The organism is Mucilaginibacter myungsuensis (assembly GCF_015222005.1).
GTDB lineage: Bacteria > Bacteroidota > Bacteroidia > Sphingobacteriales > Sphingobacteriaceae > Mucilaginibacter > Mucilaginibacter myungsuensis.
The window spans coordinates 446,846-460,541 of sequence record NZ_JADFFL010000001.1 but is presented as its reverse complement, the minus strand read 5'-3'; the positions used below and the strand labels follow the sequence as shown (position 1 = coordinate 460,541).

The window sequence follows — 13,696 nt, the reverse complement described above, 5'->3', positions numbered from 1 at the left end:
TCGATGACCTATATTTATCCGATCAAATGTTCTATCGCTAAACGATAGGAATCTAATCCAAAACCTGCGATCACGCCTTTGCAATTAGCAGCGATCATAGACTTATGGCGAAACTCTTCGCGCTTGTGCACGTTAGAGATATGCACTTCTATTACCGGCGTTTTAATGGCAGCGATAGCATCAGCAATAGCAATTGAGGTGTGTGTATAGGCGGCGGCGTTCAATACGATGCCATCAAGATCAAAACCAACTTCGTGCAGTTTATCTATCAGTTCGCCTTCTTTATTGCTTTGATAATAGCTTAACTCATGCTCAGGAAAGCGTACTTTTAACGACTCGAAATAGGTCGCAAAATCGCTGTCGCCATAAATGGACTTTTCCCTCACCCCAAGTAGGTTTAAGTTGGGGCCATTTATAATTTGTATCTTCATCGCATCAAACTTAATAAATAAAACAGCATTTGGATTGGCAGGCGGCAATAAAAGGTTTTAAGTCGTATTTAAAATTGGAGCGTTCCTTGTCGGCTAATAGCATCATGGCTTACGAGCGCGATGTAGAGAAGCTATACCAATACACCGAAACCCTGTCCGCACCAATTGGTCCGCTGCAGATAACGCTGACCGAACTGCGTGCATTTATAGTTTGGGTATTCGAATTGGGGATGATCCCAACCTCGCAAGCGCGTATCATCTCCGGCATCAAGGCGTTCTACAAATACCTGCTGACCGAAGAACTGATCACCAAAAACCCGACCGAGCTACTTGAAGCGCCCAAGACCAGTCGCAAGCTACCTGATGTGCTAACCCTGCCCGATATAGAAAAATTGATAGCGGCGATAGACCTATCTAAACCCGAAGGGACACGCAATAAAGCGATCATCGAGGTACTGTTCAGTTGCGGATTGCGGGTATCTGAATTGACCACGCTCAAAATATCGAACCTCTATCTCAATATCGACTTTGTTAAAGTGACCGGCAAAGGCAGTAAAGAGCGTTTAGTGCCGATAGGAAGTCATGCTAAAAAAGCTTTAGAGATATACTTGGAGCAGATACGCGTACATAGCCCGATCAAAAAAGGGGAGGAGGATTTTGTTTTCCTGAACAGGAGAGGGGCTCACCTCACCCGTGAGATGATCTTTACCATCATTAAGCGCTTGGCCAACGCTATTGGTTATAAAAAGCCCATTGGCCCGCATACCTTTAGGCATTCGTTCGCTACCTATTTGATCGAAGGCGGGGCCGATCTTCGCGCTGTGCAGGAATTATTGGGACATGAGAGTATTACTACTACAGAGATCTATACCCACTTGGACAGGGAATTTTTAAAGAGTACGATCAAGGACTTCCACCCGCGGAGTTGATCAACTATCGTTTATGCGCATTACGATACTTCATTGGCGAAACACCCATCAATTTAGTGAATAGTCTGGAGAAATAATATTGATCGTCAAACCCTAAAGTAGCGGCTATTTCTTTAACGCTAAGATCGGTAAAATAAAGCTGCTGGCACGACTGCTGTATCTTCAGCAAATTAAAATGATCAATTGGCGATGAACCTGTCCTTTGCTTAAAAAGACGGGAATAATGCGAAACGGATAATGCGCTTTGATCGGCCAGTTGGTTTATGGTCAGCTTTTTCCCAAGATGCTCTTTCATGAAACTGATCGACTGGCTTACCGTATCGGTATCAGAGGTAGCTATGTCGGACACTTTATGATAAACTAACGATGCTATAAACCCCAGCAGATCTATGTTGGCTATCTCCAGTCTGGTCTCATCAAAACCGTGATCCAATATGGTGAAAACCCGGTCAAAAAGCATTATCTTATTTTTATCGTATGGAATGTGTTGAACATCTGCTGCATCTTGTTCTGAATATCGCCGATACAGCGCATCTGCATTATTGCCGCTAAAATGTATCCAATAAATACTCCATGGCAAGCTGTCCGAACTTCGGTAATGGTGTGCTGTATCTTTAGGGATGATCACAAAGCTGTTGGCGGTCAGTTTCTGTTCTATTTCGACAATGTTCACGTACCCCTCGCCTTCGGTACAATAGAGTAAAATATACTCGTTAATGCCCTGCTTACGTTCGCGATCGTGATAGATCGCTTTGGGATAATATCCGATCGCCGTAAGATAAAACGAACTGATCAGCGTGTTGCTGTTTATCTGTCTTTTAACATCAGGTGGCAACACGATCATCCGCTGGCCAATAAAACCTTCTTCGATTTTTTTATCTGGATGTGCGGTCATTGTTGTCTACCTTATCGGTGGCAATATAGATCAAAATGTAACATCTTTTAAATTTAGAGGATGCCTGTTGGTCAAATATATTAGTTCTTGTTTTGGCTTTAAAATGTGCATCGGTCGGTAAATGAATGGTCATAACGCCAATGATCAGATAATCCATCTAATAATTAATAAAATCCATTTCAGTTAACAGCTTATCATTCTACTTTTATCAAACCAATTTATGCCATTTAAAAACACTAAGTTAAAGCGGTAACAGTATAATGACCGAGCGTATAACATATCGCCCCTGGAGTAATATAGGCGATCAGCCGGTGTATCTGTTCTGCTTAAGGAATAGTTCCGGTGCTTATATCGAGGTGTCTAATTATGGCGCAACTTTAGTGAATATAATGGTGCCCGACAGAGCGGGTCAACTCGGTAGTGTTGTTTTGGGTTTTGCAGATCTTTATAGTTACCTAAAGGATAACTGTTACATCGGCTCAACCATAGGTCGCTACGCCAACCGTATTAGCAACGCGCGTTTTGAATTAAACGAGGAAACCTATCAGCTTGATGCGAACGATGGCCCTAACTCCAATCACAGTGGCGCGGCAGGTTTTAACAGTAAAATGTTTGGTTTTGAGATACACTACAACGAATTGGTCTTAACGCTAGACGATACTGACGATTCCGGCGGTTTCCCGGGCAGTTTGAATTTGAGGGTGACCTATAATTGGACCGACGATAACCAATTGACGATGCGTTATCAAGCCGTTGCCGACGCGGACACCTATGTTAATTTGACCAACCACGCCTATTTTAATTTATCAGGTAAGGCTGATATACTCGGGCATCAGTTGACGATCAGCGGGAGGTCTATCGTCGAATCTGATCGCAACTATATCCCTACCGGGAACATCGTGGAAGCGGGGGAGTTGTTATTCAAGGGTAATACGATCGCTGATAAGATCGGACATAAACCGGAAGTAGGCGATGGCATCAACAGTTATTACATCCTTGATGACGAATTAAAAGTCCAAAACAGGTTTTCCGTCAAGTTGAGCGAGCAGACATCCGGTCGATTACTTACTATCGATACCTCGTACCCCGGCTTATTTGTTTACACCGGCGACTATCTGTTGAGCGCGCAGCCTGGTCATCAAGGCGACTCCTATCAACCTTTCGGCGGCTTGTGCCTCGAATGCCAGCTTTATCCCGATGCCATGAACCGTCCTGAATTTCCGTCGGCCTTGCTGCCAAAGCACCAAGTTTATGATCAGTACATCAAGTTTAAATTCGGAACAGACCAATAATAACCAATATAATGAGCCAACAAATACATTCATTTAACAACGCCTATATTGTAGGTATTTCTTTTATATCAGCATTGGGGGGGTATCTTTTCGGATTTGATTTCGCGGTGATATCGGGCGCATTGCCTTTCCTCCGTACCGAATTTGCGCTGACACCCGTGTGGGAAGGTTTCCTTACGGGGTCTTTGGCACTGGGCTGTATTGTAGGTTGCTTGATCGCAGGTGAGATAGCCGAGAAATATGGCCGTAGGCCGGGATTGATGGTATCGGCACTCATCTTTGCTATATCTTCTGTCGCGATAGCGTTGTCAAAGGGGATGGTCTATTTTGTCATCATGCGTTTTGCGGCGGGTATTGGTGTAGGGATGGCTTCTATGCTATGCCCGATGTATATTGCCGAGATATCACCGGCAGCTGTTAGGGGGCGTAATGTGGCAATCAACCAATTGACCGTGGTATTGGGCATCCTGGTAACTAATCTGGTCAATTATTTCTTAGCCGATGCCGGTCCCGATGCCTGGCGGTGGATGTTCGGGTTAGGAACGGTGCCTTCGGTGTTTTTCTTGTTGGGTGTATTGTGGTTGCCCGAAAGCCCGCGCTGGTTGATCAAAGCAGGGCAAGCTGATAAAGCGCGGTCGGTCTTAAATAAGATCGGCTCGGCAGGTTTTGTCAATGATACCGTGGTCGCGATAGAAAAGTCGCTAACGGGCGGGAGCAAGCAGTCTTTCAAAGCGGTATTCGAGAAAAGCGTTCGCCCGGCTGTACTGGTGGGTATTACGCTGGCCGTGTTCCAGCAGTTCTGCGGTATCAACGTGGTGTTTAATTATACCTCAACCATATTCGAGTCGGTAGGTTCAAACCTGAACCAGCAATTGTTCGAGACCGTGTCCATCGGTATCGTAAACCTTGTATTCACCTTACTGGCCATGTGGCAGGTTGATAAATTGGGCCGTCGCCCACTGATGTTGGCTGGAGCGCTTGGTTTATCCGTTCTCTATTTGGTGTTGGCTTATTTGCTGCAAAACCAATATGCGGCCGGGTTGGTGTCGATATTTGTATTGCTGGCCATCAGCACATACGCCATCTCCATAGCCCCGATCACCTGGGTATTGATATCAGAGATATTCCCTAACAAGATACGCGGCACGGCATCAACCGTAGCTGTGGTGTCACTTTGGGGAGCCTATTTTGTGCTGGTTTTTACCTTTCCTATACTGGCTAAAGCTTTGGGTACTTACGGGCCATTCTATCTCTACGCGGTCATTTGTTTCGCGGGATTCCTCTTTGTGAAGGCCAAGGTAAAAGAGACCAAAGGGCAAACTTTAGAAGAGCTGGAAGACAATTTAATAAGACATTAATTTATAACGATGAGCGACTTATTTGTGAACGTTTGGGAGGAACAAGTGACCATCCCTACCTACGGTATTGGCAAACCTGACCCAAACCCTATGTTTTTTGAGAAAAGGGTGTATCAGGGCAGCAGTGGCAAGGTGTACCCAAATCCCGTGATCGAAAAAATATTTGACGAGAAAGAGGACAAACAATACTCCGGTCTTTTCCTGGAAAATAAATATATCAAGATCATGATCCTGCCCGAGTTAGGGGGACGTATCCAGATGGCTTACGATAAGATACGCGAACGGCATTTTATTTACTATAATCAAGTTATCAAACCCGCTTTGGTCGGATTGACAGGCCCATGGATATCTGGCGGCATAGAGTTCAACTGGCCGCAACACCATCGCCCAAGTACTTTTGAACCTGTAGATCATAAAATAGAGGAGAACGCAGACGGTAGCAAGACCATCTGGATAAACGAGGTAGAGCGCATGTTCCACACCAAGGGGATGGCGGGTTTTACGCTGTATCCGGATAAGGCTTATATCGAGATCAAGGCTAAACTCTTTAACCGCTCGCTGTTGCCGCAAACCTTTTTATGGTGGGCCAACCCGGCAGTAAAGGTGAATGATGATTATCAGTCGGTTTTTCCACCTGATGTTAACGCGGTTTTTGACCATGGTAAACGGGATGTATCAACTTTCCCCATCGCGACGGGGACTTATTATAAAGTGGATTATTCGCCCGGAACGGATATATCGCGCTATAAGAACATCCCGGTGCCGACATCTTACATGGCAATCAATTCGGCTTATGATTTTGTAGGCGGATATGAGCACGATAGTCAGGCAGGCCTGCTGCACGTGGCCAACCATCATGTATCACCCGGTAAAAAACAATGGACCTGGGGACACAGCGATTTCGGCCAGGCCTGGGACCGCAACCTGACCGATGAGGATGGCCCGTACATTGAATTGATGACCGGCATGTTCACCGATAATCAGCCCGATTTTACCTGGCTGATGCCGAACGAGGAAAAGCAATTTACCCAATACTTTTTGCCTTACCACGAGTTAGGCATGGTGAAGAATGCCACCAAAGATATCCTCACGGCACTTGATGTGACCGATAGCAAGATCGACCTGAAGATATATGTGACCGGAGAGCAGAAGAATTTGAGGATCAGCTTAAAACATGCTGATACCGTTTTGCTGGCTGATGTGGTGAGTATTGTACCTGAGGAAGTTTATCGCAAAACAATAGATGCCAATGGAGTAAACGAAAAGCAGTTGATCTTAACTGTCTCATCATCATCAGGGAAAGAACTATTGCGTTACGATCCCGCATCTGATAAAGTGAACGACCTGCCCGAAGCAGCTAAACCAGCTTTACAGCCGGGCGAAGTGGAAAACACCGAGCAATTGTTCCTGACCGCGCAACACTTAGAGCAATATCGCCATGCTACCTATAGCCCGGTGCCGTATTATGAAGAGGCTTTGCGCCGGGATCCTAAAGATTTTCGCAACAATAACGCCTTAGGTTTATGGTACCTCCGTCGTGGACAGTTCGCTAAGAGTGAGCCTTATTTCCGTAAATCGGTGGAGACGAGCATTAGCCGGAATCCTAATCCTTACGATACTGAGCCGTATTACAACCTCGGTCTTTCATTAAAATTTCAGGGGAAATTGCAGGAAGCTTACGGTGCTTTCTACAAAGCCACCTGGGGTAACGCGTGGAAGGATACCGGCTTTTATATGGTAGCTCAACTGGATATGATCAACGGCGACTATCAGTTGGCGTTAGAACACATCCGTTCGGCTATTGATAGGAATGCGCATAACAGCAAAGCATATGTGATCGAGTCGGCGGCTTACCGTAAGTTAGGCCGTTCAGCCGATGCAATAAATGTGTCTACGATAGCTTTAAAACGCGATGCCTTCAACTTAGGTGCATTATTCGAGTTAGTATGCGCTTGCGAATCGGCCGGCGACAAATTACTTAGCGGCAACGCTATGCAAGATCTGCTAAAACTGGCTCGCGGCTATCACCAAAACTTCATTGAGTACGCGCTCGACTATGCTAATACCGGTTTGTACGACGAAGCTTTCCGCTTATTGCACTACGCCCTTGATGGCGAGCGGACCTATCCGATGGTGTATTACTACCTTGGTTATTTTCAATTAAAGTTGGGTGATGAAGGTCAGGCCGTCGAATTATTTAGGAAAGCGGCCGATGCCGACCCTTACCTATGTTTTCCGGACAGGTTAGAGGATATCGCCGTGCTGCAAACAGCCATGCAATTGAACTCTGCTGATGCCAAAGCTCCCTATTATTTGGGCAACCTGTTTTACGACAAGTTGCAGTACGATGATGCCATTGCCGCCTGGGAAGCATCGGTAAAGTTGGATAACAGTTTCCCGACCGTGTTGCGCAACCTGGCCATTGCCTGTTTTAACAAACGCGACGAACACGGTAAAGCCGTTAGCTATTTTGAACGCGCCTTTGCTTTAAATAAAGCAGATGCGAGGATATTAATGGAATTGGATCAGCTTTACAAGCGTTTGAACTATACCCCGGCCAAACGATTGGATCTGCTCGAGGACAACCTTAATATGACCACCCAGCGTGACGACGTTTACCTGGAACGCGCCGCATTGTATAACTTTTTAGGCTACCACCAAACCGCTTTCGACCAGATCATGGGTCGTCAGTTCCATCCCTGGGAAGGGGGGGAAGGTAAAGCGTCGGGGCAATATATTTATAGTTTGGTCGCTTTGGCGGTGGAGTGTATAAATAGTGGTAGATTCGATGCAGCTGTGAAGTACCTTACAGATGCGCAAAACTATCCGCATAACCTTGGCGAGGGTAAGCTGTATGGCACTCAGGAGAATGATATCTTCTATTGGTTGGGCAGGACTTACGAAGGACTTGAAGATGCTGATCAGGCTAAAGCCTTCTACCAAAAAACTGTCATCGGTTTAGATGAACCATCTGCCGCGATATTTTACAATGATCAGCAGCCTGATAAAATATTCTACCAAGGCTTGGCGTGGCGTAAATTAGGTGATGGTGTTAAAGCGGATGTTATCTTTCAAAAACTGGTCGATTTTGGGGTGGACCATCTTAACGACGATATCAAAATAGATTATTTCGCCGTTTCCTTACCCAACCTGCTCATTTTTGATGATGATCTTAACCTGCGCAATCGTGCACATTGTTTTTACCTGCAAGGTTTAGGCTGTTTAGGTTTAGGTGACGATGCCAAGGCTAAGATCGCTTTTGCCGAAGTATTAAAATTGGATGCCTGCCACTTTGGTGCAAACTGGCATAATAAACTGGCCATTAACGGCGGTTTTTAGCCAAACGCGTCTCGGTCAAGCCCGGCCTTAATTTATTTTTGCCGGGCTTGACATTTTTCGGCCAAATAAACGATCTTGCTTTCATAAACCTTCGATAAATATCGATACCTATTTATGGAACAAAAGAAACTACGGAGTACCGAGTGGTTCGGCCGTTCGGGCAAGGACGGCTTTATCTACCGGGCCTGGATGAAAAAGCAGGGTATAGCCGACCACGAGTTTGACGGGCGGCCGATCATTGGCATCTGTAACACATGGTCTGAATTGACACCTTGTAATTCGCATTTCAGGGAACTGGCCGAACATGTTAAGCGCGGTGTTTACGAGGCCGGTGGTTTCCCGGTGGAGTTCCCCGTGCTATCCCTTGGCGAAACGCTGATGAAACCCACCGCCATGCTGTTCCGCAATTTGGCCAGTATGGATGTGGAGGAGGCTATCCGTGCTAATCCGATAGACGGCGTGGTGCTGCTTTGCGGTTGCGATAAAACCACGCCATCGTTGGTGATGGGCGCTTGCAGTGTAGATCTGCCAACCATTGTGGTCAGCGGCGGGCCGATGCTGACGGGCCGGCACAAGGGGAGGTCGATCAGTACGTCAGATATCTGGCGTTTTAGCGAAGCCAACCGTACGGGCGAGATGGACGATATGGAAATGAGCCTGGCCGAAGCCGGTATGTGCCGTAGTGATGGTCATTGTGCTGTTATGGGCACGGCTTCTACCATGGCCTGCATGGTGGAAGCGCTGGGTATCTCCTTGCCGGGCAGCGCCGCCATTCCTGCGCCTGATGCCGCGCGTAAGATCATGGCTCAGCGTTCGGGATACCAGATCGTGCAGATGGTGAAAGAGAATCGTAAACTGTCGGATATCCTCACTCGCGAAGCTTTCGAGAACTCCATCATGGTGAATGCCGCAATAGGCGGCTCTACCAATTTTGTGATCCATTTGCTGGCCATAGCAGGTCGTATCGGGGTTGAATTGACCTTGGACGATATGGATAAGCTATCAGCCAATATCCCGCTGTTGGTCAACCTCCAACCATCCGGACAGTACTTTATGGAAGACCTGTATTATGCAGGCGGCCTGCCGGCAGTGATGAAGGAACTACTGCCAAGGTTGCATATTGGTTGTCTGACCGCCAACGGTAAGACCATTGCCGAGAATTACGACAAGGTGGTTTGTTACGACACCAATATCGTTAGCCCGTTAAATGCGCCGTTCAACCCGCTTTCAGGCGTTGTAGTATTGAAAGGAAACCTTTGTGCCAATGGAGCGGTGATCAAACCTTCGGCCGCAAGCGCAAATTTGTTACAGCATACCGGCAAAGCGATGGTTTTTGAAGATATTGACGATTACAAACAACGTATAGACGACCCCGAACTTGAGGTTGACGAGCATAGTATCCTTGTCCTCAAAAATGTTGGTCCTAAAGGTTACCCCGGCATGCCCGAGGTAGGCAATATGGGCCTGCCTGCTAAACTTTTGGCTAAAGGTGTAACGGATATGATCCGCATATCCGATGGGCGGATGAGCGGCACCGGATTCGGTACTGTGGTATTGCATGTATCACCTGAGGCTGCTGATGGTGGGGTATTCAGTGTTGTAGAGGACGGGGATATGATCGTGCTAGATGTCCCGGGGCGGTCATTACGTTTAGAGGTTTCTGATGAAGTGATTAGCCAACGTATCCTGAACAAGCGGATAGAGCTGCCTAAAGCGGACAGGGGCTATGTACAGTTGTATCAGCAACACGTACAAGGCGCGCACTTGGGTGCCGATCTGGATTTTCTGCGTGGTTCATCGGGCAGTAAGGTTACACGTGATTCTCATTAGATCGACCATAAACTTATCTAAATAAATAATGGAACTACAAGGAAAAGTAGCGATAGTGACCGGCGCAGGACAAGGCATAGGTTTAGAGATATGCAAAAAGCTGGCATCTGCAGGGGCGAAGGTGGTGTTGAACGACCTTGATGCGGAACTGGCTGAAAAGGCCGCAGAAATCGTGAGGGCAACAGGCGGTTCTTGTATCGCGGTATCAGGAGATTCCGGTGATATGCAGGTCATCCAACAATTAGTGGATAAGGCCGTAAACGAATACGGTGCTTTGGATATCGCTATTGCCAATTCGGGTATCACCCTCTTCGGCGATTTCTTTGATTATCCTGCCGATTCATTTTTTAAAGTGTTGCAGGTGAACCTTGGCGGGACTTTCTTTTTAGCCCAGGCCGCCGCTAAGCAAATGCGTAAACAAGTGAGTGGCGGCAGTTTGCTCTTCATGTCGTCGGTAACCGGACACCAGGCGCATAAAAATTTGGCAGCTTATGGCATGACCAAGGCGGCCTTAGAGATGCTGGCCAAAAATCTGGTAATCGAACTATCCGAATTCGGCATCAACGTAAATACGGTCGCTCCCGGAGCCACGGCTACCGAGCGTACCCTGGAAGACCCCGATTACGAGAACGTATGGTCGCGCATCACACCGATGGGGCGACCGGCTCGGGTAGCCGATATTGCAGATACAGCTTTGTTTTTAGTGTCTGACAAGGCAAGGCACATTACCGGACAGACCATTGTGGTTGACGGCGGGTGGACAAGCGTTAGTCCTTCACCTTATTAAAGTTAACTTATGTTAGTTGAAGTTGTAGTTCCGCATATTTGCACATTGGGCGAAGGCCCGGTTTGGGACAAGGAGCGTAAAGTTATCTTATGGATAGATATTCATAAAGGCGATATTTATGAGTATTCAACCCCTGACAAACGTTTACGCACGATCAGCGTAGGCGAGATGATCGGCACGATAGCTGTTTGTGCCGATGGCAGACTGATCGCCGCTTTGGCTAACGGCTTTGCATTTATTGACAGGGCGACCGGCGACATTGAACGTATTGCCGATCCCGAGTCAGATCTGCCCGGCAACCGTTTTAACGATGGTAAATGCGATCCGGCGGGTCGCTTTTGGGCAGGGACGATGGCCTTGGATGAAAAGGAGGGAGCGGGTAACCTGTATATGCTTGGCAAAGATCTTAGACTACAACTTAAATTGAGTGATGTAACTATTTCTAATGGAATAGCTTGGTCTGCCGATGATAAGGTGATGTATTACATTGATACGCCGACAAAGCAGGTTGTCGCCTTCGACTTTGATGTGGCCGATGGCACGATCAGCAACGAACGTGTGGTCGTCAAATTACCAGACGGTGATGGCTATCCCGACGGCATGACCATCGACGCGGAGGATAAACTTTGGATAGCCCACTGGGATGGCTGGCAAGTATCGCGCTGGGATCCGCTGACCGGAGAAAAGTTGTTGAGTGTATCCATGCCCGCTGCCAATATCACTTCCTGTACGTTTGGCGGAGATGATCTGCAAGACCTTTACATCACCTCGGCCAGTGTAGGGCTGAGCAAAGAACAATTGCAACGGCAACCCTTGGCCGGTTCGTTGTTGGTTATCCGTAATTGCGGATACCAGGGAAGGGCGGCCGAGCTATTTGGTCAATATTCCCAAACGCTTTCGTAACCGCCAAGCTGTTCAATGTAATTGATCATATCAGCGTAGAACGGTGTTTGCGATAGGGTAGCGCTATCGCCGATCAGTACCAGTTTCATCCGAGCGCGTGTCATAGCCACGTTCATGCGGCGATAGTCGGATAGGAAACCGATAGTACCTGAGCCGTTGCTGCGCGTAAGCGAAATGTAAACCACATCGCGCTCTTGGCCCTGGAAACCGTCAACGGTGTTTACCTCAACGGTCATCTCTTTTGTTAACTCTTTTAACAAGTTAACCTGCTCTTTGTAAGGCGCTATAATAGCTACACTTGTAGTGGAACTATAATTGGTTTGATCGATGTGCTTTACCAAAAATGCTGCTTCTTCGGGGTTGGTGACGCTGTTGCCTGCTAACTGTTCTTCATAACCCGCCCCGGCAGTATCCACGAATGTGATGGGCTTATCATCAGCACGAAGCAACCTGTTAGACACCGATGGCGAAGCTGCAAGCCTGTCCTCGTAGAATTTCAACGATGGGAATCCCATGATCTGCTCATTCATACGGTATTGCTCATCAAGCATGGTAACCACTTGCGGATGCAGCGCTACCGCTTTTTCGAGTAAGGTTGTTTTTAAGCCGCTCTGTTGCGACTTTACAGTGGGAGGTAACTGGAGGTGGTCGCCGGCTAAAACCAAACGCGTGGCCTTTAAAATGGGTATCCAGGCGGCTGGTTCCAAAGCCTGACCAGCCTCATCCATGATCACTGTATTGTACTTTCGGTTTTTGATCGAGTGATGGTCTGCACCCACAAGCGTCGCTGTGATCACCTGTGCCCGGTCGATCACATCGTCACTAACAAACTCCTCTATCTTGGTCACGTCGCGCATAATGCGGTGCGCTTCGTCAAATAAAGCCTTGCGTTGTTCGCGCTCTGCTTTGCCAAAGCTGCGCTTGTATTTGTGCGCCATGTTCTTAAACTCGGCTGCTTGTTTGCGTAATTTCTTCGCATCCTTCATTTGCGCATGGGTAGCCATCCGGCTATCAAGGGTCAGTTGTTGCAACCGCTCACTAACCCTTACGGCGTTACCAATGCGCAACACATCCAACCCGATCTCCGCTAATTTTTCGCTTAAAAGGTCCACTGCTGTATTGCTTGGCGCAACTACTAATATCTGCTTTTCTCCTTGTGTTATAAGCGCTTTAATGGCCGAAACTAAAGTTGTTGTTTTACCTGTCCCCGGTGGGCCATGCACTATTGCCAGGTCCTGTGCGCCGAGGATACTTTGCACGGCCGCTTGCTGCGATGCATTCAATTTATCATCGTGGTAAACAACAGGAGTATTGTTTGTAGACGCGTTCCCGGTCAATACCTGTATAAGTCGCGAGTCTGATCGGTCGGCTTCCTTCAAAGCGTCGCGCATCTCATCGTAGCTATAGGCATCGAATAACAGGTCGATGCCTAGTTTGCCTTGGTCGGCCCAGTCGGGCAGTTCTTCCGTACGTAGCGTGATGCGCATACGGTCGCCGCCTATGTAGGTCACCGTTGCGTTCACACGGTCGTTAACATCGTGATTAGAGAACAACGCTACCGAACTGCCGAACCTGATCTGATGGGAGAGGTCCTTGTGCGTAGTGCGCTCAACTTCAACGCTCAGGTAGTCGCCACGGGTAGGTTCGGTATTACGGATAGCGATGGGGTACCAGGCCAGTCCGGCTTCGCGCCGTTGCGCCGCACCTGCGCCTTTGGTCAGTTGGTTAAAAGAAGCCTCATCGGCTTGGCGTTCTTTTTCTAAAAGTTCGGTCAGTCGCTTAAAATAGTCGGTCATGCAGGTAGCAAATATAGGGATATGCGGTTTCTTTATGGGATAAAGAAAAGAGGATGGATCGCGGTTAATGATCACCAATTTCGCAGATCTATTAAATGTTTATTTTATAAATAGCTATATATCAATTAATAATTAA

The 13,696-nt window shown here is 47.4% G+C and carries 10 protein-coding genes; 7 read left to right on the top strand and 3 right to left on the bottom strand.

Features of this window, described 5'->3' with window-relative positions; all coding sequences use genetic code 11:
- Positions 1–14: 14 nt before the first annotated feature.
- The gene (aroQ, locus tag IRJ16_RS01980) at positions 15–431 is read right to left on the bottom strand and encodes a type II 3-dehydroquinate dehydratase (RefSeq protein ID WP_194109834.1); all 417 of its coding nucleotides are present in this window, start codon (positions 429–431) and stop codon (positions 15–17) included.
- Between the two features lie 29 nt (positions 432–460).
- Here aroQ and xerD point away from each other — a divergent pair, with 29 nt between their 5' ends.
- Positions 461–1,360, top strand: a complete 900-nt coding sequence (xerD, locus tag IRJ16_RS01975) for a site-specific tyrosine recombinase XerD (protein ID WP_194109833.1) — start codon at positions 461–463, stop codon at positions 1,358–1,360.
- 4 nt (positions 1,361–1,364) lie between these two features.
- Here the strand turns inward: xerD and IRJ16_RS01970 are convergent, their stop codons facing one another.
- Positions 1,365–2,255, bottom strand: coding sequence for an AraC family transcriptional regulator (locus IRJ16_RS01970; protein ID WP_194109832.1), 891 nt, complete (start codon positions 2,253–2,255; stop codon positions 1,365–1,367).
- Positions 2,256–2,515: 260 nt separating this feature from the next.
- On the opposite strand from IRJ16_RS01970, the gene IRJ16_RS01965 reads away from it, so the two are divergent.
- The 6 genes from IRJ16_RS01965 (at position 2,516) to IRJ16_RS01940 (ending at position 11,764) form a co-directional block, all read left to right on the top strand.
- Entirely contained in the window at positions 2,516–3,547 is a 1,032-nt protein-coding gene (locus IRJ16_RS01965; protein ID WP_194109831.1) for an aldose epimerase family protein, read from the top strand.
- A gap of 11 nt (positions 3,548–3,558) precedes the next feature.
- The gene (locus IRJ16_RS01960) at positions 3,559–4,905 is read left to right on the top strand and encodes a sugar porter family MFS transporter (protein ID WP_194109830.1); all 1,347 of its coding nucleotides are present in this window, start codon (positions 3,559–3,561) and stop codon (positions 4,903–4,905) included.
- 9 nt (positions 4,906–4,914) lie between these two features.
- Positions 4,915–8,244 (top strand): tetratricopeptide repeat protein, encoded by a 3,330-nt coding sequence (locus IRJ16_RS01955; protein WP_194109829.1) that lies wholly within the window; start codon positions 4,915–4,917, stop codon positions 8,242–8,244.
- A gap of 114 nt (positions 8,245–8,358) precedes the next feature.
- Positions 8,359–10,074, top strand: a complete 1,716-nt coding sequence (locus tag IRJ16_RS01950) for an IlvD/Edd family dehydratase (RefSeq protein ID WP_194109828.1) — start codon at positions 8,359–8,361, stop codon at positions 10,072–10,074.
- A 28-nt stretch (positions 10,075–10,102) separates the two neighbouring features.
- Positions 10,103–10,861 (top strand): SDR family NAD(P)-dependent oxidoreductase, encoded by a 759-nt coding sequence (locus tag IRJ16_RS01945; protein ID WP_194109827.1) that lies wholly within the window; start codon positions 10,103–10,105, stop codon positions 10,859–10,861.
- Positions 10,862–10,870: 9 nt separating this feature from the next.
- A complete protein-coding gene (locus tag IRJ16_RS01940; protein ID WP_194109826.1) occupies positions 10,871–11,764 on the top strand; it encodes an SMP-30/gluconolactonase/LRE family protein in 894 nt (297 codons plus the stop codon).
- Here the strand turns inward: IRJ16_RS01940 and IRJ16_RS01935 are convergent.
- The gene (locus IRJ16_RS01935; protein WP_194109825.1) at positions 11,740–13,560 is read right to left on the bottom strand and encodes an AAA domain-containing protein; all 1,821 of its coding nucleotides are present in this window, start codon (positions 13,558–13,560) and stop codon (positions 11,740–11,742) included. The two genes, IRJ16_RS01940 and IRJ16_RS01935, sit on opposite strands and share 25 nt — an antisense overlap.
- Positions 13,561–13,696 lie beyond the last annotated feature (136 nt).